The sequence below is a fragment of the Enterococcus sp. FDAARGOS_553 genome (genome assembly GCF_003812305.1).
In the GTDB taxonomy this organism is placed as follows: Bacteria; Bacillota; Bacilli; order Lactobacillales; family Enterococcaceae; genus Enterococcus_D; species Enterococcus_D gallinarum.
Map to the genome: position 1 here is coordinate 379,114 of NZ_CP033740.1, position 22,771 is coordinate 401,884.

Below are 22,771 nucleotides of genomic sequence, written 5' to 3' on the forward strand. Positions count from 1 at the left end.
CATTCCTGCTACTAGGAGGAAGAAAATACTATTTCTCTGTCATCACCAGTCCTTTTTCAAAGTTTTTGTTCAAAACACTATAAAGAAAAATCGTTGGAATCGATGCGATCGCACAAGCTAATAGTACTGCAGGCGCATTCGTCGTTGCTCCATTTGGTCCATTCAACTGGGACAATACAGTCATGATCGGACGAATGTTTCCCGATTTGCTAAACGTAAAACCAAATAGAAGATCATTCCAGACGAATGAAAACTGGAACAAAAACAATGCGGAAATAGGTGCTTTAGCCATTGGCAAATAGATTTTATAGAAGACGTGAAAATCAGATGCACCATCGATGCGAGCCGCTTCCAGCTGCTCATTGCCTAATCCGTCAAAAAAATTTCGCAATACAAATATACAAAATGGAATGGAAATCGCTGAATAAAATAGGATCATCCCTATTTGTGTATCATATAAGTTGAATTGAGTATACATTTTGTACACGGGGACAAGGTACATTTGAAAGGGAAAAATCGTTCCACTATATATCAGCATGAACCAAAAGAAGCGCCCCTTTATCTTTAGTTTGGTAATGGCGTAGGCGGCTAGTGCCGCTAATAAAATCGCTATTGCTGCCGAAAGCACTCCATAAAGCAAACTATTCAAGAACCCATTCATGAGGGAAACCCGTTCACTGATAAAATCGATGGATTGTTGGATTGCTATTCCCGTAGGCAGATCCCAGAAATTCCCTTGGTTGTATTCAGCGCCTGATTTCACGCTATTTACTAATACAAAAGTAAAAGGAAACAGCCAAATGAACCCTAGGATACATAAAATCAAATTATTTATCCTAAAATTTTTTTTTGTTTTATCCATCTATTTCTCCTTAAATGTTTGTCTTAGGTAAATGATTGAGATGAGCAAAACAATGACCGATAACACAGTTGCTACAGCCGATCCATAACCATAGGAACCATTGATGAAAGATTCTTTATACATGGTCACTGCTAGTGTCTCGGAACTCCTATACGGTCCTCCCCCTGTCATTAACCAGATGCCGTCAAAGGTTTTGAAGCTATTGATGATCGCCATTAAAAGCACAACGATCAATGTTGGTTTTAATAAAGGAAGAACCACATATCGATAAAGCTGATTAGTCGAAGCACCATCTAATTTTGCTGCTTCGATTGGCTCTCCGGGAAGATTGCTCAATCCGACAATTAACAGAATCAAATTTGTGCCGATCCCCTGCCAGATACTTGCGCCAATCATGACAAATGTGTTGACATGTGGAATGCCTAACCAATAGGTGGTGTTCTCAGTAAGACCCCATAACTCTAGTAATTTCGGTAATCCATAATTCGACAATAATGAAGTCATGATCAGTGCACCAATCGTTGGAGAGACGGCATTCGGCAAATAAAACAGATTTTTGAAAATAGACCCCCAACGACTATTGGTTATCATTATTGCTAACAACAATGGAATAATCACTGGAATGATCAAAGCAAAGAACACCCAAATCAACGTATTCAGAAAAGATTGAATAAAATACTCATCCTGAAACAATCGGAGATAATTATCCAAGCCGATAAAATGAAGCGCGGATAATCCGTCCCAATCCGTAAAGCTTAATCCGAGGGTATAAATCGCTGACATCACAAAAAACACCGTGACCAAAACAGCTGCCGGGAGTACATATAGATAAGGGACCAGTGATTTGAGAGAGAATCGTTTTGCTTTTTTTCGCAGTAGTACTTTTTCCGTATGTTCCATAGTTCCTCCTCATAAGAGGCTGCTCGACTAGTAGGTCTATATTCTGATTCCATCTATCTCGCAGCCTCCGTCACGCTTTATTTATTCAGACTTTCCCATTTGTTCTGGATGGCCTCTAAGCTTTTATCTACCTGATCTTTCGTAGGATCAGAAAAGATTTTCCAATATTCATCGATAGAGAAATTGACAAGTTCTGGATTGAATTGCTCATAATACCGTAGATGCAAGGAATAATTGTCGGTATCATTGACTTCATCAACCAGTTTTTTACTGATTGGGTCATTAAATGACACGTTTGTCACTGCGGCCATTCCAGTTTTGTCTGCATACTCTTGCTGCACTTCTTGTGTGAAATATCCTTTCAATACTTTTTTTGCGTTTTCTTTATTACTGCTGTTCTTACCGACCAGCAATGGTGCCACCTCATAAAAAATTGCTTTTTTATCTGCACTGTTTTTTGCTGGCAGAATAAACATATCTATGTCTTTTCCCGATTCCAGACCGTAATCCTCATTCAAACTCGTCAAAGAATTCGTTGCATGATAGAACATCGCTGTTTTATTACCGGAAAACTCTTTGATCTGGTCTTGCTGCACATCGGAAAAATAGCCTTTTTGAATCATATCGATCCATTGATAGAAAACAGTTTTAACTCGTTCATCTGTAAATGGCACTTTCCCAGCGATCCATTCTTCGTACAAGTCTGGATCAAGGCTTCCCATCAACGCTTGCGGCCAGCAAAATGACTGCCATGTATTCCCAATTCCAATCGGTGTCTCTCCGTTTTCTTTCAGCACTTTACACACATTGAGAAATTCATCAAATGTTTGTGGTTCCTCAATGCCATATTTATTGAAAATCTCTTTGTTGTAATAAACACCGTTATAAATCATATTCAAGGGTGCTCCATAAACTTTACCGTCCACTGATAATGCATCCTTTATTTGATCACTGACACCCGCTGCTTCATAATCCGCCCATTGATCAGACAAATCTTCGACTAAATCGTTTTTGACCAAGTCTTTCAACATACTTCCTGTCCACCAAGTAAACAATGCTGGTGCATCATTTCCTTGTAAGGACTGTTGGATATTTGTTTGATATGAGCTTAGATCTGGTGTATTGATAAATTTGACTGATAATCCCGTTTCTTTTTCTAAAATTGGTACAAATGTTTTTGCTTTCCCTGTCCCTTGATTCTTATCATTCAAAATCTCAATTGAGTCTTTCTGATCTTTACTTGCTGTGGAATCCGATCCTTTGGCACAACCAACAGTAATGAGCAAAACTGAAAACAACATGGCCCCTGACAAAATTTTTGATATTTTCACATGATGACCTCCCTTTAGTTGAATTAAATTGATAGACCGATTATCCCTTGTGCTAAATTCGTAAACTGTGTTTGACTATCTTGCTGCATGTCATCACTGTATTGGATCGAATAATTGAACTCATAGAAACCGCTGAGGTCTGCTTTAAAGTTCGTTTCCCAATAATTATTCATTATCCAAGAATAGGCAATCTCTTGGTTTTTCCATGCGCTCTGGTCATTGGCTAACGTAATTTCATCTGCTGCTAAGTCCCCAAATGTCACTAACGGTGCATCATTGCAATTGATCAAAAGCCGCTCTTCTTCAGACTGATAAAGCAAGCCATTCTGAGTCAGATAAAAATCCATATTTGTATCTGGAAGTTGATCGATGCCCGGACGAATCAAACAACCCATTTTATCCACGAACAATTCACTATTGGATAAGTTAAACGGCAGTGCGACATAAAGATTCTCTGGTGCCCATTCGCTGGTTTTGTGCACCCGGATCGTGGCATCGATTCTGGAAGCCATTTTGTAAATTTTTAGGTAGACAGCATAAATATTGGTTCCTGCAAGTTGATAGTCTAAAAGAACACTCGTAAACAAGTCACCATCAGATAAAATCTGAACATCTGTTAGTTCCGCTGTATAACGTTTGGCAAATTTTCCTTTACGATTTCTACCCATCACTCGTCGCTCTTCTACTGGATTTGTTCGTATCTGGGTATATTCATAAATTCCCGAAAATAAAGCTTGCGCTCGTTTTGGATGTAGAATGTCAGATTTGGCTTTCTTAAATACCAATTCATCGATTCCCTGAGTGGAATCAATGCTCATTCGAATAAAATCATTCTCAATTCGATTAACTGTAGCGATATCTTTGCTGGAAGATGGTACGACATCTGCTACGCCTTCTGATCCTTGTGACAAAGAAAGATCATATAATTTCTCGGGCACTTTTCCAATTGTAAGTTTGATAATCTTCTCTTCTTTAGGATTCAAAGTGACCCATACTTTTACTTCGATCGCTCGTGCCGTTTTAACTGTTTGCGATGGGATGATTTCGCCTGTAGCACAATCTGTGGCTGTTATCAGAGACATGTTCTTCTCAGTGATGTAGGTTCCATCAACATGCTCCCATTCCTCAATCAAAACCGTTGCCATATCTGTAACCGATTGATCATGGGGATTGAGCAATTTGTATTTCTTTTCCCGATTTGGATAGATGGATACTTGCCCATAGCTTGCCAGAATCTCATCGAGATTTTTCGAAGCAGCCACATTCGCAATCGTGGCATAGCTGGTTTTTCGATATTCTAAATCATTGACCAGCGTATTCCATGGTTCAGAGATTGATGAAGAATAGCCCCACGTATGTTCGGCATACATGATCAAATTATCTTCAGCTGTTTTCACCTCTGAAGCAATTCCTCTCGTTGCGTCAGGATCCAATTTTTTCGCCAAGTGATACTTTCGCTGGGCTTCTTTGTAAATCTTCGTGGCAGCCGGTGTTGAGCCCACACCATCGGCCCACCAGTCATTCCAGTCACCTGAATATACCGGCACCGTTTCTTTTTCAACAAGTGCAAAGAAATCAGTAAGCGTTATCATTTCCAATTCGATTTCATCGCCATGGCGCGCATTCCATTGATGGATCGTATCCATCAATGCACCATTAGCGGGCGCATTATCAGAAACAACCCCCGAAATCATTACTGGCACATAATCATACGCATATCCATATTCTTTCAACGAAGCCACATATCTAAAAATACGTCGTTCCGTGATTTGAAATTGATCGGTAGTTGTATCGTTCTCAAATTCGTCTTTTAAATGATACGTAAAACGCGTATTAGGGATCAGCAAAAATTCATTGCCTAACATGTAATGTCCACCATTCCATACTAGTAGCTCTTTACCGTCGGGTGTTCGCCATTTGAAAGGTCGCTGCTGCCTCCTTAATGGTGCTAACCCATGATGCCCGTGGACACATGAAAACAAGTGATCGATCCCGTTGTCAACAAGCGCAGAAGCATAGCCCCAACTATACCCATTCACATCAGCCGTCATGGCTGATTTTCCGGTAAATCCAAGCTCCTGCGCCCACCTTTTCCCTGCTGCCAATTTTGATCGGTAGACTGTATCATCAGCCAACTCGGTCATATTCAAGTAATTCAGTGAAACATCAATTTTTCCTGCCAAAACCAATCGATTAAATTCTGCAATTTCTGCTTCCGTCGCATGATTGATGAAATTTTCAACTTGCCAATAATTCTCACAAGTCCATTTGAATCCTTCCCATTCTTTGTGGATGCCTGACTCGATCGACTGAAAAATATTGATTGCTTGTTTGATAAAGTCTACATGGTACCGTTCAATTTTCTCTTGTCGATCTGTGTAACCGATATCCGTATGGGAATGAGAAATCAAATACATCTTAAATTTTGTCGCCATCTATAAACCTGCTTTCTTTATTTTTAGGGTATTTAATCCCTGAATAACTGCTTTTGAGGTATCCTTTGTTGCCCTGACCGTTGTCTGAATGTTCTCCTTTGTAAAGACAGCCAGAATTCCTGTCTCCATAAATTCAAAGCTTTTACTGATCTGTCCCCCAAAAACGATCTCATCAGGGTGAAACAGTCTGGCATAGGGCGTCAATATTTCTGCCGCTCGTTGGCCAAATTGATTAAAAATTGCCAATGCAGCTTGATCACCCCTTTTGGCACGATCTGAAATTGTCTTGGGACTTAATTTCTCACCGATTACCTGCTCAATCATTTGTTCGAGTCCTCTTGCTGAAAGATAATCATCAATAACACCTTCTTTATACGGTTCGTTAAAAATCATTCCTGATCTAGGAATCCCATAGGCTCCGCGAATCATCTCCTCATTTTTGATAAACGTTGATCCGCACCCCGTTCCTATCGCAATATAGATGCCCTTTTTTTGGGCAAAAGACTGTGAAGCATACTCCCCAAATGCAAATGCAGTCCCATCGTTAAAAATCGAAATACTGAAGTCAGTTGTAGTGGGCAGCTCTTGTGAATGCTTGATTCTTTGTCTCAGAGCATGTTTGATATTCGTCTGATACAAACTCTCATATTTATTTAACCCTTGAATAAGACAAATACCTTGCTCATAATCACATGGACCGGGAAAGGCGATCATTAGTGTTTGGACTATTTTCTCATTGATAGCCACTTGCTGATACAAATCACTCATAATCTGAAAAAAATTCTCCAATATCTCCTCTTTGCCTTTGTTTGCATGGGCAGGATAATAATTTATCCCTTCGAGTATTGGCTTATTCTTGTTGTTATATACAGTTCCTTTAACAAAAGTACCCCCAACATCTAAACAAATAACTAACTGATCCAATAAGCTCCTCCTTCTGGCAGTCTCGATTTTTCCAATAAATTTGAGATTGCCTATGCAAAAATTCCGTTTGTCCGATCATTTGAAACACGATATTGTATTTTAGTTATGACAATAGTATAATCGTTAAAAGAAGCGTTTTCAATAGCGTTTATTGTACATTTTTAACGGCTGAAACAGCAGCTTATTTCAGATTATGTTCTATTGTATATAACAATAAAAGGAGGTTCATTATGTCTAGCGGAATTCCTTATTACTTACAGATTGCAGAAGAAATGAGAAATAATGTACAAATGGAAAGATGGCGTGAAGGGGAAAAAATCCCAACCGAGTTTCAGCTCTGCGAGATATTCCATGTTAGCCGTATTACGATCCGAAAAGCTATTGATGAACTAGTCAAAGAAAATTTATTGCAGCGGGAACGCTCCAAGGGGACCTTCGTTAAAAAGAATAGTGTTTTAGAGGACAATCGTTTCACATTGATCAAGAGTCTGACCGATCAAATCGAAGAGTTTGGTGATTCTTTTGTAACAAAAAAAGTCAATGTATTGATTACTCACGCTGACAAAAAACTCGCCACCTATTTAGATGTCGAAGTTGGAGAGAAAATAATCGTACTAAAACGTCTTATGGGGCAGGACAAAAAAAATATTGGTTACTTTCTAACCTATTTTAAATTTAGTGAGTCCTTTAGTTTAGATCCGTTTGATTATTATGGTTCGTTTTATACTTATCTAAAAAACGAACAGGGTATTACAGTTGTCAACGATAAAGAAGTCATTGAAGCCATCATGCCGATGCAAGAAGTCGCTTACCATCTGAGGATCAAATTGGGCACACCCGTTTTAAAAAGAAGCCGTTTTGCCTCAGATACATCGCATGACTTCAAGGAATACACCGAATGCTATTATACTGGGAATGAATACAAGTATTATATTGCTTTTCGATGAGCCAAAGGACTCTTTTATCTCACAGAATAATCATTTTTCTACTTTAATAATGAATTGATTGTTTCTCCTCAAACACACAAAGTAAAAAGACAAAGTCGCAAAAAAGAGCGATTTCGTCTTTTTACTTTATTGTTCCTCTTTGTGCTAGTAAAACAATATTATGAGGTTTGCTTTATAAATTTTATTTCTTATAAAATACTTTTTTTCAGATTATGCCCTACGCTCCTTAAACACATACATCCAGCCCGTTAGGCTAATCATTAAACTGGCTAAAACAAGCCAAAACCCGGAATCAATGGTGATTCTCCCCTCTGCAACTAGCTTCTGTGAACCAATGACCATGTCTCGACAGTAAAGAAATGTTCCACCTGCACCGATAATTAGGGAGACAATCAATGTAGTATAAATTTCACCTTTACTAGCATTGTGTCCAAAAAAACTGCCGCTCAACATTTGATAGCCTACTATCACACTACCTACGATCCCCATGAGAAAAAACGCAAAATCACTAGGATTACTGAAAAAACCCGGCATAGTAAATAATAATATAAATCCAACTTTCAATCCCCACTTATAGCTATTGCTTTTCAACTGATTCTGCCGTTCATCATAAGACTCTTTTTCCATTCTACTCACTGATCGAAGAAGTAATCCATACAAGAGATAAAAGCCAAGAATAAATAAGACTCCAATAAACCAATAGCCTACCCAGGTAAAGAAAATCAAATTTGCTGCTACCCACAGCACGTGTAATACTTTCTCAAAAATACTTGCCCACTTGTTTTTCATTCGTTTGTGCCTCCAGTCAATTTAAACAGCTCCTCCACTGATAATTTAAAATAATGAGCAATCCGTAATGCCAACTCTAATGAAGGATTGTATTTGTGGGTTTCGATGGCGTTGATCGTTTGACGAGAAACGCCCATAATCGCTGCTAATTCGCCTTGTGATAATCCTTGTTCCTCACGTATGCTTCTTAAACGATTGATGACTGGCATCTTCTCACTCCTGTCAAGTTTCCTTTACATAGAAGTTACCATATTTCACAGCTTGTGTAAAGATTCCTTTACATTTCCGATTTTCGATAAAATCCAATCTATCCTCCAAATACAAACTTATTCCTTCAAATGTTAGATATAGCCCCTCATTAGTAACAAAATAACTTATCATTCTATTTTGACAATATAATCTGTTAAAATGAATGAATCCCACCTATAAAAAATTGATTGGAGTGTACGAGATGAAGAAAGTATTAATCGCTCTTTTTTCCGTCGGTGCAATTTTAGGACTGTCGATCCATTTCTTTGGACTACAGATCGGACTCGCACTTTTTAATAAACCGATCTATATGATTCCACCTTCCGTCTATCGATTAACAAAAGATGCATTAACAATTATGGAGAATTATGGAGTATATGCAAAAGAGACAGGATTTGAGAAAGAAATACCAAACTATCTAGCTCAAGTCAAAAAAGACGATACGTTTGATGATGTTGTGCCCATGCTCAATGAAGCCATAAAGGAAGCTGGTGGTGATCATTCAGCTATTATTGAAGTCCAAGAGGATAAAGCGCCACTTTTCAATCCAGCTCTGCTTACTTTCCCTAGAATCTTGGCAGAAGACAACATTGTGACCCTCATTTTGCCTTCATTTCCTGCTAGTGATGAAGAAAATGTGCACACTTACGTTACTACAGCACTCGAACAACTTTCCAAGATTTCTGATCCCAAAGGTGTCATTATTGATCTACGAGGGAATACCGGTGGCAATATGATGCCTATGTTAGGGGCATGCGCTCCTTTCTTTAAAGAAGGTAAACTATTCGAATTTACTTCTCCTAACAAAAAAATCCCCGTCTTCAAGAAAGACGGGAAAATATGTTTTGAAGAAGATAATTTAAGTCTACCAACTAACTTAAACTTTCATCACTTGCCTATTGCTGTCTTAACAGATCATCAGACTGCTAGTTCAGCTGAAGTTGTACTGGTTGCTCTTTTAGGACAAGACCATGTTTCCTCTTTTGGAGAAGAAACAGCTGGTTATGCCACAGGGGTTTCAATGATTCCTCTTTATGGAAAATACGCTTTGTCCTTAGCAGGTGCAAAAATCAAAGGTTCCAATGGGATACTGTATGAAGAAAAGCCAATTCTTCCTGATGTCATAACTGACCACCCGGAAGATGCTGCACTAAAATGGCTTAAGTCCATTCATTAACCAGCAATTTGAGAAAATCCTTACTAAAAATACTTTTTTTCCTTAGATTCTGACCTACTCTATCTCAGCGCCTTCACAAGCGCTGTTTTCAAGTTAGGATTTTTGAAGGACACCTTTTTTAGCATAGCGCCGAAAAACACGATGGATCAGTTTGCTCGCTAATCGTTGGATAAAGACGGAATAGTTGAGTAATGCGATCAACAAAATCAAATTGATATAGGTCGTATTGCCGAGATTAAATAGATCTCTTCCGACAATCAATGCGATAAAGTAGAGGAGCTGTGTGCCGAAGAAGACAAATGTTCGGTACTTGCTGTTTAGCGGATAAATTTTCCGCTGGATCAAGATGTAATTCCATGCAGTAAAAATCACACACATGATCGATAAAGCTTGACCACTGCTGCCGAACAAGTGCCCGATATTAATAATAAGTAATGTTCCAATTGCGATTGACAGCGAAGCCGGGAAGGCATTTTTGAAAATAGTAGACAAAAAGGCGCCTTTGATCCGATTGAAATCCGGTTCGAAATTCAACAAAAAGGTAGGAATGCCTACAAAACAAGCATTGATGATCGTAAGTTGGATCGGTTCAAAAGGATAAGCGGTCCCCGATAACAGTGTTCCCATAGTGATCAAGATGGAGAAAAGCACTTGAACCAAAACGAGCGACCCTGAGCGGGTAATATTATTGATGACTCTTCTCCCTTCATCCAGTACCGAAGGCAGCGCCGAAAACTGGTTTTCCAGCAGAACTAAATTTGCCACTTGTCTTGCTGCATCGACTCCTGATGCCATTGCGATCGAGCAATCGGCTTCTTTAAGAGCTAGGACATCGTTGACCCCATCTCCTGTCATAGCAACCGTATGATTCATTTCTTTTAAATAAATGACCATTTCTTTTTTTTGCTGTGGAGTCACTCTACCAAAGATCTGATAGTTGCCGACTACCTCTTTCAGTTCTTCGGAGGTAAGCGTCGAAACATCGATATAATCAGACGCTCCGGGAAGATTGACTTTTTTGGCGATTTGACTAACCGTGACCGGATCATCGCCAGAAATGATCTTGCACTGAATGGCTTGGGATCTGAAATACTCTAGAGTAGCTTTGGCATCTGATCGGACCGTATCCGATAATAAGAAAAATCCTAAAGGTTCAATCGTTGCAGGTAACTCATGATTTTCGCAAATCTGAGAGCTATGTGCCAATACAATGACCCGATACCCTTGTTCAGCCAGCGCTCGTTCTTGTTTTAAAACAGGGGCATGCTCGTTGGACAAAAGAATAGAGGCCGCACCAATAAAGTAGGTCCCTTTTCCTTCAAAAGAAACACAACTGAATTTTCGTTCCGAAGAAAAAGGCACGACATGCTGCATCGCATACGTTTCCTTCTCTGGAAAGAAGTCTCTTAATGCCATGGCCGTTGGGTTCTTGTCCGGTAAATGTGCCAGTAGATTTTGTGTGATCTCTGCCATTTCTTCTTCTGAGGTAAAAGGGATCACTTTCTCTACTGTCATTTGTCCTTCTGTGATCGTTCCCGTTTTATCTAAGCAAAGAACATCCACTCGTGCTAACGCATCGATACAGTTAAGCTCTTGCACCAAGACTTTTTTTCGTGCCAGATAGACGGCACTGATGGTTAAGGTCACACTCGTCAGTAAAAATAATCCTTCTGGAAACATTCCTACAGCTGCGGCGACAGTTCGCAAAATGGCTTTGTTGAAAGAGGCATGCGTAATAAAATATTGTTTAAGGAATAACAACGTACACAATGGAATCAGAATCATACTGATCCAGCGAATGACTTTGTTCAGACTTCCTTGAATCAAGTATTTTTGCCGCTTGATCGTTTTCGCTTCCTTATTGATTTTTTCAATATAATTTTCTTCGCCGACGTGGATGACTTGGCAAAATGCCTCACCGGCTGTGACAAAGCTGCCTGAAAACAGTTCAGCATCAGGTTCTTTACTGATGCTATCCATTTCTCCTGTCAATAGCGATTCATTCACTTCCAATGAACCTTCGATGACTTTGGCATCTGCCGGAACTTGGTCACCATTCTTCAATAACAGAATGTCATCTAGGACTAATTTATGGATCGGCAATGTTTCTAAATTGCCATCACGATACACATTGACTTTGGCAACTTTTAACAGCGCCAGTTTATCAAGGGTTCGCTTCGAACGGATTTCTTGAAACATGTTAATGATCACATTACTAAAAACGACAAAAACGAATAAGCCATTCTGATAAGAACCAGTTAATGCCACTAAGAAAAAGAGGAGGCTGTTGATCAGATTAAAAAAAGTAAAAACATTTGTAAAAATGATTTTCGGATACGAATTCGTCTTATCTTTCTTTGATTTGTTGACTTCTCCCCGTTGAATCCGTGCTTTTACCTCTGCTGAGGTTAATCCATGTTTGTTTTCGATGATGTCTCACCCTTTCTTCTTATCATTTGTCATACTCTCATTCCATCTTACGTAAGAATGGCTGGTTAATCTATAGGACTTCCGGTTGGTTTTTGCGGAACTTTTATTTTTTATAGTCTAAAGAATAATTTATCCTCTCATAAAAGATGACCTAATTGTGTAAAATATAGCATAATATGCTGCTGCTTGGCGTTTCATTTTTGTCACTTCACTGTCACGCTTTGGCATAATGTTCCTTTCTGACCTCGTTTGTTTAGTACTTGAACATTCAGCAACCTTGTTCTATCAACGATACTCGTAATCCCTTTCTGCTAAAATAAATAACTAGAGAGGTATCATCTTTTTTGCGGGTTGTTTTTTATCTTTAGAAATTCTAAAGGGTTGGAATGAAAGTTAAAAGAACACGCTTCGACAAAAAAGGCTCAAAAACTTTTTATCAAAGTTTTTGAGCCTTTAATGATTTCCGTTTTTTTGATCAGTAAATTTTCATTCACAAGTATCCTATGACGCTCTGACTAATTCAAATGTTTCTGATCCAAAGAGTCAATGGCATGCATGAGACCTTCCAACCCAGCAATGATTTTCTCTTTTGGTGCACCTAGATTAAACCGCAGGTAAGTCTTACCTTCTGGTCCATAAACCTTACCATTCATGATCGCGATTCTTTCTTGTTTTACCAGAACACTTTGCAATTCATCCATACTATAAGGTAAATCTTTTATGTTGATCCAGCCTAAGTAGGTTGCTTCTGGAATAGTGAAATGAATTCGCGGATCAGCAGACAGTATCTTCTTTGCTTCGAAAAAGTTCTCGTCGATTGTTTGATTGAGTTCAACGGCCCATTTCTTTTGATTCCGATAACAGTCCATTGTCGCTAGTAGTGCAGGATATGGAATCGACGATAGACCATCTCTTGCTTTCAATATCGTCAAAAATCTTTCTCGTAATTTTTCATCCAAAAAGATAGCATAAGAGCCACCCAGTCCTGGCGTGTTGAACGTCTTTGATGCGGAGGATAGCAAAACTGCAGGCACCTCTATCGAATCAATAAATTCTAAGATAGGTCGATGTTTTTCTCCTGGGCGCCGGACATCCATATGGATCTCATCACTCAAGATAGCGACGTTATGCATTTGGCATAGCGAAACCAAGTTGGATAGTTCTTGATCAGTGAACACTCGGCCAGTTGGATTGTGCGGATTGCATAGCAGAAAAATTGCTGGTTTTTCGATAGCAAATACGTTGGCTAAAGCATCAAAATCAACCGTAAACCGTTCCCCATCATTGGTTAAGGAAAATGGGATCAACTCCCGTTCGTTACCGGCGATACAATGATAAAAAGCATCATAGCATGGAGTAAATGTTACTACTTTGTCTCCTTTTCGACTTAATAGTTGGATGCAAAGAGATAAGCTATAAATGACACTTGGCGAGTAGACACACCAGTTTGGATCAATCGTACAATCAAATTCCTGCAAAAACCAATGGCTGATGCTCTGCTTATAATCAAGATGATTCCAGCGAGTATAACCAAAAAAACCTCTAGTCACAGCTTTAGCCAATACTTCTTTGGTTCCATCAGGGATCATAAAATCCATATCTGAGATTGAGAAGGGCAATAGCCCTTTTTCTCCGAAACGATCTTGGACATAATCCCACTGGGTCGAATACGTGCCGTAGCGAGAGCGCTGTTCTTTAAAGTTACTCAAGATCGATCCCTCCTTCATCCAAGGAACGAATAACCGCAGAAATCAACTCGATCGTCGCTTCAACGTCATTGATGTCCACGATGGAATGCCACGAATGGCAATAGCGAACCGGCACGCAAAAGACTAGGGTTGGTTTACCGGCATCTAACTGAACCGAACCAGCATCCGTTCCACCTCCGGCTAACAAATCATATTGCCAAGGAATTTGATTGCTTTCAGCAACTTCCTTGCAGTAATCCAACAGCTTTATATTTCCTAATGCGGTTTTATCGGCCAGAACAAGACCTGGACCTTTGCCTTGAATACGATTAGGATAGTCCGCAGCTTTTGGCGTATCTTTCCCATTGGCTACATCAATAACGATATTGATATCGGCATCTACTTGCTGCGCGGCAACTTTCGATCCTCGTGTCCCAGCCTCTTCTTGAACAGTCCCCACACCAATGATTTCGACATGTTGCGTTTTAATCTGATTTTTGATCTGAGCCATGATCGTACAGGCAACACGATTGTCCAATGCTTTACCAATAATCTTCTGCTGATTATAACTTTTCTTGGCTTGAGTATTTGGCAAAATCATATCACCAATCTGCAAACCAGCAGCTTCCAATTCAAGTTTTGATTTGGCCCCAAAATCTATATACATCTCACTGATTGGTACTACTTCCGACATTGCATGCGTTGATTTTGGCAGCGTTCCCACCACACCTTCTATGATAGAGCCGTTTTTACGACAAGTTGCTCGCACTTGCTGCCCCAAAATGACATGCCCCCACCATCCACCAATCGGATAGAAGTAGACAAAGCCTTCCTCTGTGATACGGTGGACAAAAAAACCGACTTCATCCATATGGGCATAGAGTGCGATTTTTTTCTTTTTTGTTGTCAAATCTCCAAAATAGAGGTTTCCAAATGAATCTTTGACGCCATTCGAATCAATGATCGTCATCAGCACCTCTTGCACTTGTGACTCTTGACCAGGCAATGCATCTAAATTAGAAAGACGCATTAATAATTTATCGGTTGCAATCAATAGTTATCCACTCCTTACTGAATTTCGTCAAAAGTTCAGCATTCCCCAGATCATTTACTAATATATCGTCCTCGATGCGAATACCGAATTTTTCTTTCGGGAAATAGACTCCTGGCTCAATTGTGAACGTCATATTGGCTTGAATTGACAACTCATTTTTGGGTGCTACGGCCGGATATTCATGACAAGAAAGACCAATGCCATGTCCCAAATTATGACTAAAATGATCCTCAAGTCCCTCTTTCCTCAGTGCTTGTCTTGCAACTTGATCAATCTCTCCTAACGTTTTATTGAAAGAAACCTTTTGAACAGCTGATTTTTGAGCTGCCAATAGGATCTCATAAGTTTCTCGGATCTCGGGTTTTACTTCGCCAAAGCCTATCGTCCGTGTGATATCCGAATAATACCCGTCGTAGATCGTTCCAAAGTCAATCATGATCAGCTCATTCGCTTCAAGTTTTTTCTGACTAGCATGGGCATGAGGCAACGCGGTACGCTCTCCGGAAGCGACGATTGTTTCAAAAGCCGGGCCTTCGCTACCTAATTTCTTGCTACGATAATCGAGTTCATTCGCTAAGTCTAGTTCTGTCATCCCTACTCGAATCATTGGCATGATCCGTTCTAATGTTTGATCGGCAATCTGCGCCGCCTGTCTGAGGGCACAAATTTCTTTAGATGATTTGATCATTCTTAAACTTTCCACCATGTTTTTGGTGGTGATTAGCTGACCATTGGCCTCCTTCATTAAAAAGTGAAGCTCAGTAAAAGTCTGATAGGAAATGGTTTCCGCCTCAAAACCTACCTTCATTCCTGCAATAAATGGTCGCATTACTTCGATCAAATGACTTCCAATCGGGATCTCACAAATTTCCACACCAGTTGTTTGTTGAGACGCTTGTTCTGTATAACGACCGTCCACAAACAAAGTTAATTTATTTTCAGTAACTAGTAGTAAGCCGTTTGACCCCGTAAATCCGCAAAGATAGCGACGATTCGTTTTATCTGTGACTACAAGTCCGGATAATTTTTTTTCCGCTAGTTTTGCTCTTAATGCATCGATCCTCATCTATTTTCCCCTCATTCCTTTTCTAACCTGAATCATCTTTAATAGTTGATTCTCGTCTCAAGGGTAAACAATATACTCAGAATAGTAAAAACGGGGCACAAGTTCACAAGATAAGTGATGACCGATAGAATGGTTTCTTTTGCAAGAGGACTAGTACCCCAATTTACCAGACAAGATTCCCCACACTATTGTTTATCCGCTACTTGTTCTAACTTATGCCCCAGCCCCTTTGGCTAGAAATCAATATCTGATAAGTATTGTTCATCTTCATCTGAGATGACTGAGTTGCCTTTTTCTGCTTCTAATAATGCTTCCCGCTCGAATTCTTGTTTCTCCAATACTTTGAAGAATGGCAAATATAAGCCAAAAGATAAAGCGACTTGAATCACTTGAATGATGACTGCTCGCCAATCGAATCCTGTGAGAAACCCTTCCATAAATATTGGCACATAAGGCGGATCAAAAATCGGGTAGTTCAGTAAACCTAGTTTCATACAAATCATTGGGAACATTCCTACTAATGCCCCACCAAAGATAAATGGAATCATCAAAACTGGATTCAAGATGATCGGCACACCGAACAACACAGGTTCATTGATACCAAACATGGAAGGGAGTAAAGCAACTGCCCCTACTTTTTTGTATCGTTGTGACTTACTGATGATCATTGCTAAAACTAAGCCAATCGTCACACCAGAACCGGTAAAGTTGGCAAAGGCCGATAAGGTACCATTCGTAATGACATGGCGTAATGGTTCTCCCGCTTCGTGCGCTGCAATGTTCTCGGACAAATATTGCACTGCGATTGGTGAAAGAATCGGGGAAAGAACCGCTGAATGGATACCAAAAAACCAGAAAACCAACCGTAAAACTAATACTAGATAAATCACCCATAGCGAATCTAGACTGCCAATAGCCGGTGCTAAAATATCCATGATGACTTGCGGTAAAAGAACACCCCCAGATAAACTATCGGTAACCGCACGGATCACAATAAACAGAACCCCGATAGCCGCAGTGGGCGTGATCAATTCGAAAGAACTGGAAACAAAATCCGGAACCCCCTCTGGCATTTTGATCACCAACTTGTGCTTCGTGAAGAATTGGTAGAGTTTGACCGAAATAATCGCTATGAAAATTGCAGTAAATAAGCCCTTAGAATCAAGATAGCTGGCGACGATATTGCCGTTGTCATCCACATCCATTGCTACAATCAAAAAGGCAATTGCTGACAACATCATTGATCCCACTGTATAAAGCTTATAGTGTTCACTTAAGAAATACGAAATTGCTAGAACTGCATACAAACCAACTAACCCTAATGAAACTTTTGAAATAATCCCAAAAATATAACCGTAGCTTTCAAACCAATTTGCAACTCCCTGTGTAGTAATGAACTCAGGAATAGACGGAAAAATTGCTGCAACAGACCCTAATAATAGCACTGGTGTCATTACGACCATTCCTTTTTTGATCGCAGTCAAGTAAGCATTACTATCAACTTTATTAGCAACCGGCACCAATGTTTTACGAATAAATGCTTCTACTTTTTCAAAAGCACCCTGTTTTTTTGGACTTTCCATTTTTTTCACTCCTAATTATTGAGTTTTCAATGCTTCATTCTTACGATATGCAACCAACGCTTGTTTCATTACCGTAGCCCCATCCATGGACCCATAGATATCCGACGTTAATAAAACAGTTGGTTTGTTCACTTTATCTGCTTCCCCTTTAATGAAATCATATTTGTGACTCAATTGTGGCCCAACTAAGATGACATCATAGTCATTGATATAGCGTTCCAATTTGTCGACACCGATTGCCTCCATTGGATAGTCTTTTTCATCTAAGCTTTTTGATTCTTTGACAACTTTTTTCATTGACTCCATCATCATTGTCGTTGAGAAGCCTCCTGCACAAACAAGCAATATTTTCATGTTTCTTTCCTCCTACTTTTTTTTTGATTACTTATTTTCTTCGCTTTTTTCCTTTAACATACCAATCATTTCTTCAATCAAATCGCGTGCCAATAAGCTTGTCATTAAATGATCCTGCGCATGAACCATTAATAGACTAGTTTCTGTTTTCTCGCCATTCAGTTCACCGGTAATCAACTTTGTCTGGACATCATGGGCATCAATACTCCTTTCTTTGGCTTCTTTCATTTTTGCTTCTGCCTGTTCAAAATCCCCTTTACGGGCGAATCTTAGCGCTTCAAAAGCTGCTCCTCGCGAATCTCCTGCTGCAGAGATGATTTTAAAAATATCAACTTCTTTTTCGTTCATTGTTTCATCCTTCTTTCATTAAACTTTGTATATAAGACTTAAAGTCTTGAAAATTCGTGATTTTGGCTAGTTGATTGTCTAACGCTTGGTCTTCCATCATTTTGATCATCAATCGACTGATTTCTTTATGCAGATTTAAATGATCTTTCTTGATATTGATCAAGAAAATAACCTTGATTTCTTTTTTACTGTACCAAATTGATTTTCTTAACAAAATGACATCGATGACTTCCCTGATCGCTGCCTGCTCCATAGGATGGGGTCCTGCGATACCATTTTGATAGATGGTATCGATCATTTTTTCTCTCTCAAGAACACTGTGCTTAAATCCCTGCTCGGCCCACCCATCTTCTAAACGAGCCGCTTCGCTTTCTAGTAGTTGCAAATAATCTTCTGATTCCGTATCAATTTGAAACCACTGAGGATCAAATAAACTGAGAATAAACTGGTGTACATCAAATACTTTATTTTCCGATTCCCGCAATAGGCTTAAATCTTTTTCGATTTTATTGATTTCTGCCCGATTTAAAATCGTTTTTGTGTAGATGATAGGGATAGCAAACTGTTCCTGATCCAGAGGAACAGTGGAAATCAGTAAGTCAAAACTTTTATCAATCTGATCAACTTCGTTCAAAGCAAATGTGGTGACTTCAGCATTGCTGAAAAGCCGCTCTAAATTAACTTTCAATAAATAAGAAGCACCGCCACCCGTAGAACAAATGACAGCTATTTTTTTATAATCATCGATTAACTGATTCGCCTGCTTCTCAAGACTAGCTGCGAAATAGATAGCAACGTAGCCTATCTCATCTTTGCTGATATCTGCGTCCAAGTCCTTGTTTAATTCACTGATGAACACCATCGCAACGTTGAATACATTGGCATATTGCGTATAAATGTCATCAATGATCGGATTATCTAGTTGATGTCCGGTATACAGTCTTTGAAGTAATGGAGCGACATGCATCAACAGGGCATTACCTAATTCTTGATCTGTTCTAAACTGTGTATGGTAACGTAAATCGACAAGCTCTAGTGTTTTTTCAATTGCTTGTTTCAATTGCTGATTACTGGTTCGATCATCAAGGACCGAAAATTTTCCTCTCAGTTGCTCATGCAAATAATTTTTTTCCATAGTAGAAAAAGTAATGGGATAAGCCGTTTCCAAATAGGAGACCAAATCTTTTGTTAAAAGGTCATACTTATCGGTTGCTGTCCTTACGGTTCGTTCGTCATTCGTTAAAGTGTTATTTTGTGTGATTCGAAAAACAAGCAATCGAATATGCTGTATGATATTCTCAAAAACAATATCGCTCGCTTTAAGTTGATGCTGTTGCAACTTTTCTGATAAACAGGAACGTAGCGCCTCTTCATCAAAGACGAAGTGAAAAGCTTTATATCGTTCCGTCAGGACGGGTGTATGGATAATGTTGCGAATCAAATAAAGAATTGCTTGTCTTTTCTTCTCTTCAGTCCCGACAATCTTCAAACCATAATGTGCTTTGCTGAATAAAGTTAATCCGTAGTCCTTGCAAAACAATTCGACTTGTTTGATATCTGCTTTAACTGTTGAAAGACTTACCTCTAACCATTCTGAAATCTGCTGCATCGTAATGTATTCTTCATGAAACAGCAGGAGAAGTTCGATATTCTTAATTCGTTCGTTCGGGTTCCCGTTATCGATCTTTTCTTGACGTTTTGCATGAGATAAAAATCTTAGAAACTTTTTTTTATCAGAAATTTCCAGTTGATAGCCTGCCGAACGAATCCGCTCTATTGAAAATCCTTCTGTTCGTCCGATATCTCTTAACCACTTGATATCATTAGCCAAGGTCCGCTCAGAAATCTGAAATTCAGCGGCCAATGCCTTGGGAGCAATTGCTTGCTTCTTTGCATATAAGTATTCAACAATTTTTTCTTGTCGCATAATTTCCTCCCGCCTTCACATAAACTATACAATGTAAGCCCTTTACTTAAAATGGCAACTTTTTCCGATAAATGATGCAAGAATAATCTGATTCAAAAGAATAACCATTTCCTTCTACGAGCAAACGATTCGGTTTACATAACCGGGATCGATCGATATTTTTCTGAACACTGCTGATCCTGCATCATTTCAGCTGTTAGCCTCATTCAACTACTCCATTCGCATTCTAAAAAAGATAACTAATATACAAAAACAAGCCAAAAGCCTCGTTACAAAGCTGTTGGCTTGTTCAATACAGAACCATTATTGATCGAATCGATTCTTCTATTTTTGATCAAGTATACTTCTATTTATACACCCTAATCGCAGGAGGCACAAAATCAGTGACAAATGCGTTGATTTCGGCAAGTGATTCGGCGAAAAGAATTTTGTCGAAGTCTTCTTGGGTCAAGAACCCTTCTGTTACCATTGCCTGGTATTGTTGTTTCAATGGATCAAAAAAGCCGTTGAAATTGATCAGCACACATGGGTTGGCATGTTGCCCGATCCTGCCCCAAGAGATGACTTCTGTAATTTCCTCAATGGTTCCCGGTCCTCCTGGCAATGCCACATATAAGTCAGCCAGCTCGATCATTTTTTGTTTTCTTTCATGCATATTCGAGACAACGATCAGTGACGTAAGATTCTCTTTTGCTAATTCTCGTGCCACCAAGAATTCTGGTATGATGCCTGTTACTTCACAATTTTCTTCAATAGCGGTTTCGGCAATTATTCCCATCAATCCCGCATTACCGCCTCCATAGACAAGGTTATACTGATTTTCACCTAGCCATCTACCTAATTCTTTGGTGATTTGCTTGTATTCTTCTGAACTTCCGATACTTGCTCCACAATAGACTGCGACATTCATTCTCAAATGATCCCCTTTCGATCTGATTGCACTTCATGTTATTATAGTCGAGAAATAAGGAGGGCTCAATATGAAAATCAATGAATACAACTCATGGGTGATCGACTTTTATAAAAAACGGAACTGGTATCAATATGATCCTTTTATTCGTGTTGGATTTCTTACGGAAGAAGTAGGAGAACTATCCCGGGCCATTCGCGGCGTTGAAATTGGGCGAGATCGACCTGATGAGTCTGCAAAAGATCAAGCCTACTATCGAGAGAATTTGATGGAAGAACTTGGCGATGTCTTTGACAACGTATTGATTCTCGCAGATAAATACGATATTGCTCTCGAAGACATTATGGGTCATCATAAAGCAAAACTGGAAGAGCGATTTAAAGAGGAAGGATAGCCTAGCTGCTAACTATCACTTATATTTCTTTTCCTACGCGTTATCTTGCGTTATCCTAAGTTGTGCGCCCAGTTGATCACCTGTCATTGTCAACGAGTTAGCTAAGGGAAAAATATTGTCAGATTTTCTAGTCTACTTGAAGCAAAAAAAAGGGACTGTGCCATAAGTCTCCTACAAGTAACACTAGCCGAACATTAATGATTATTGCTCCTGCGGTGCAGGGACTCCTCGTCGCAAAAGTCAGAGGGATCTATCCTAGCAACAGACTATTATTCGGTTTAACTTGTTGGATGATGACTTATGTCATAGTCCCGTATTATAAATCATTATTACAGATCAACGATTGAATTTTTTGCTGCCTAATTTCATATGAAATTGCGGATCTTTTGGTGTGGAAGGATCGACACCTCGCAAATGAGGAATTTCTCCACAGATCAATTGCAATAAGACAATGAAATTGAACGTCATAAACTCTGGATCGGTGGTCACAGGTAAGACCAGATCTGCTGCGTCTGACTCATAAGTCGTAATCAGAAAAATAGTATCCGACCATTCGGACAAAACTTCTTTCATTTTCTCAGACCTTGGCTCATCGCCGTTGTCTAAAATAAAGACCATCGAATCTTCATTGATCGCATTATAGATGCCATGAATAAACTCTTCAAATTCATATCCACTCACCGGACAACGCATCGTCTCTAACAACTTCAGGGCACTTTCTAAAACATCTCCATAAATAGCTGCCGGACCAGTCACACGGATTTCTTTTGCAGTGACTAATCGTTCCTGATTTGCAGAAATCCATTTTAATGAAGTCTCATAAACAGCTTGGAACTGTCCAGCAGCAGTTTTCACCCCTTGGATCTGTTGTTCAAATGTCTCTTCAGAAATCGTTCCTTGCTCAAGTCCCAGATAGAGAGCAAGTAATAATAGATTCAGTTTTGTACAATAAAAGCCCTTTGTTTTTGCCCCTGCTTTCTCAGGTCCACAATGGACAGTCAGAACAAAATCAGCCATTTCATCAATAAATGCTTGTTCTTCTCCTGCCATGGAAGCAGTGATACAACCTTTGCTTTTCGCTAGTTTCATAGCGTTGTAGGTGGAAAAAGAGCTACCTCCTTGAGAGATTCCGACAACTAATGTCTGTTCATTATCACTTAAAAAAGTCTCTTCAGTGATCGTGAAAGGATAGACCGCTCTTACTTCAAGTTGTAATAGTTTTTGCATTTGCGGAGCCATTTGCAACGCGGAATGATAGCTCGTTCCAGACCCTGTCAAAAAAATCCGAGTGATTTTTTCTTTTTTGATACTTGAAAAAAGACGGTCTCCTTTTTCGATAATTTCTAACAATTTACTTGGTGTCTCTTGTAAATACTCTTGAATTGATGCCATTTTTTCTCCTC

General features: G+C 39.4%; 20 protein-coding genes. 3 read left to right on the forward strand and 17 right to left on the reverse strand.

What is annotated here, in order from left to right; genetic code table 11:
- Window positions 1-28: 28 nt before the first annotated feature.
- The 5 genes from EGX73_RS02145 to EGX73_RS02165 all read right to left on the reverse strand — a co-directional run bounded on the left by EGX73_RS02145 (window position 29) and on the right by EGX73_RS02165 (window position 6,452).
- Complete coding sequence (locus EGX73_RS02145) at window positions 29-862, reverse strand: carbohydrate ABC transporter permease (RefSeq protein ID WP_096710752.1); 834 nt, start codon at window positions 860-862, stop codon at window positions 29-31.
- Entirely contained in the window at window positions 863-1,762 is a 900-nt protein-coding gene (locus tag EGX73_RS02150) for a carbohydrate ABC transporter permease (RefSeq protein ID WP_096710753.1), read from the reverse strand.
- 77 nt (window positions 1,763-1,839) lie between these two features.
- Window positions 1,840-3,093, reverse strand: coding sequence for an ABC transporter substrate-binding protein (locus EGX73_RS02155; RefSeq protein WP_096710754.1), 1,254 nt, complete (start codon window positions 3,091-3,093; stop codon window positions 1,840-1,842).
- A 23-nt stretch (window positions 3,094-3,116) separates the two neighbouring features.
- Window positions 3,117-5,528 (reverse strand): glycosyl hydrolase, encoded by a 2,412-nt coding sequence (locus EGX73_RS02160; protein WP_123866693.1) that lies wholly within the window; start codon window positions 5,526-5,528, stop codon window positions 3,117-3,119.
- Window positions 5,529-6,452, reverse strand: coding sequence for an ROK family protein (locus tag EGX73_RS02165; protein WP_172956405.1), 924 nt, complete (start codon window positions 6,450-6,452; stop codon window positions 5,529-5,531).
- A 230-nt stretch (window positions 6,453-6,682) separates the two neighbouring features.
- On the opposite strand from EGX73_RS02165, the gene EGX73_RS02170 reads away from it, so the two are divergent.
- The gene (locus EGX73_RS02170; protein WP_123866694.1) at window positions 6,683-7,399 is read left to right on the forward strand and encodes a GntR family transcriptional regulator; all 717 of its coding nucleotides are present in this window, start codon (window positions 6,683-6,685) and stop codon (window positions 7,397-7,399) included.
- A gap of 210 nt (window positions 7,400-7,609) precedes the next feature.
- On the opposite strand, the gene EGX73_RS02175 is transcribed toward EGX73_RS02170, so the two are convergent.
- On the reverse strand, window positions 7,610-8,188 hold the full coding sequence (locus EGX73_RS02175) for a hypothetical protein (protein WP_123866695.1): 579 nt from the start codon (window positions 8,186-8,188) through the stop codon (window positions 7,610-7,612).
- Window positions 8,185-8,397, reverse strand: a complete 213-nt coding sequence (locus EGX73_RS02180) for a helix-turn-helix transcriptional regulator (protein ID WP_003125516.1) — start codon at window positions 8,395-8,397, stop codon at window positions 8,185-8,187. Before EGX73_RS02180 ends, EGX73_RS02175 begins: the two co-directional genes overlap by 4 nt.
- Before the next feature lie 242 nt (window positions 8,398-8,639).
- On the opposite strand from EGX73_RS02180, the gene EGX73_RS02185 reads away from it, so the two are divergent.
- The gene (locus EGX73_RS02185) at window positions 8,640-9,614 is read left to right on the forward strand and encodes a S41 family peptidase (RefSeq protein ID WP_003125515.1); all 975 of its coding nucleotides are present in this window, start codon (window positions 8,640-8,642) and stop codon (window positions 9,612-9,614) included.
- Window positions 9,615-9,707: 93 nt separating this feature from the next.
- On the opposite strand, the gene EGX73_RS02190 is transcribed toward EGX73_RS02185, so the two are convergent.
- From EGX73_RS02190 to EGX73_RS02230, 9 genes are all read right to left on the reverse strand, one after another.
- The gene (locus EGX73_RS02190; RefSeq protein ID WP_367613631.1) at window positions 9,708-11,882 is read right to left on the reverse strand and encodes an HAD-IC family P-type ATPase; all 2,175 of its coding nucleotides are present in this window, start codon (window positions 11,880-11,882) and stop codon (window positions 9,708-9,710) included.
- A gap of 677 nt (window positions 11,883-12,559) precedes the next feature.
- Window positions 12,560-13,753, reverse strand: a complete 1,194-nt coding sequence (locus tag EGX73_RS02195) for a MalY/PatB family protein (protein ID WP_003125513.1) — start codon at window positions 13,751-13,753, stop codon at window positions 12,560-12,562.
- Entirely contained in the window at window positions 13,746-14,786 is a 1,041-nt protein-coding gene (locus EGX73_RS02200; RefSeq protein WP_005470430.1) for a M42 family metallopeptidase, read from the reverse strand. The genes EGX73_RS02195 and EGX73_RS02200 overlap by 8 nt, the downstream gene beginning before the upstream one ends.
- Window positions 14,770-15,852, reverse strand: coding sequence for a Xaa-Pro peptidase family protein (locus EGX73_RS02205; protein ID WP_003125509.1), 1,083 nt, complete (start codon window positions 15,850-15,852; stop codon window positions 14,770-14,772). The genes EGX73_RS02200 and EGX73_RS02205 overlap by 17 nt, the downstream gene beginning before the upstream one ends.
- A gap of 233 nt (window positions 15,853-16,085) precedes the next feature.
- Complete coding sequence (locus EGX73_RS02210) at window positions 16,086-17,435, reverse strand: PTS sugar transporter subunit IIC (protein ID WP_123866697.1); 1,350 nt, start codon at window positions 17,433-17,435, stop codon at window positions 16,086-16,088.
- A gap of 15 nt (window positions 17,436-17,450) precedes the next feature.
- Complete coding sequence (locus tag EGX73_RS02215; RefSeq protein ID WP_003125507.1) at window positions 17,451-17,789, reverse strand: PTS sugar transporter subunit IIB; 339 nt, start codon at window positions 17,787-17,789, stop codon at window positions 17,451-17,453.
- A 27-nt stretch (window positions 17,790-17,816) separates the two neighbouring features.
- On the reverse strand, window positions 17,817-18,137 hold the full coding sequence (locus EGX73_RS02220; protein WP_003125506.1) for a PTS lactose/cellobiose transporter subunit IIA: 321 nt from the start codon (window positions 18,135-18,137) through the stop codon (window positions 17,817-17,819).
- A 4-nt stretch (window positions 18,138-18,141) separates the two neighbouring features.
- A complete protein-coding gene (locus tag EGX73_RS02225; protein WP_123866698.1) occupies window positions 18,142-20,064 on the reverse strand; it encodes a BglG family transcription antiterminator in 1,923 nt (640 codons plus the stop codon).
- A gap of 346 nt (window positions 20,065-20,410) precedes the next feature.
- Window positions 20,411-20,974: a TIGR00730 family Rossman fold protein gene (locus tag EGX73_RS02230; RefSeq protein WP_003125504.1), complete on the reverse strand. Its 564-nt coding sequence runs from the start codon at window positions 20,972-20,974 to the stop codon at window positions 20,411-20,413.
- 70 nt (window positions 20,975-21,044) lie between these two features.
- Here EGX73_RS02230 and EGX73_RS02235 point away from each other — a divergent pair, with 70 nt between their 5' ends.
- On the forward strand, window positions 21,045-21,368 hold the full coding sequence (locus EGX73_RS02235; RefSeq protein ID WP_003125503.1) for a MazG nucleotide pyrophosphohydrolase domain-containing protein: 324 nt from the start codon (window positions 21,045-21,047) through the stop codon (window positions 21,366-21,368).
- Window positions 21,369-21,704: 336 nt separating this feature from the next.
- Here the strand turns inward: EGX73_RS02235 and EGX73_RS02240 are convergent, their stop codons facing one another.
- Window positions 21,705-22,760 carry an SIS domain-containing protein gene (locus EGX73_RS02240; protein WP_003125502.1) on the reverse strand — a complete coding sequence of 352 codons (1,056 nt, stop codon included), beginning with the start codon at window positions 22,758-22,760 and terminating at the stop codon, window positions 21,705-21,707.
- Between the last annotated feature and the right edge of the window lie 11 nt (window positions 22,761-22,771).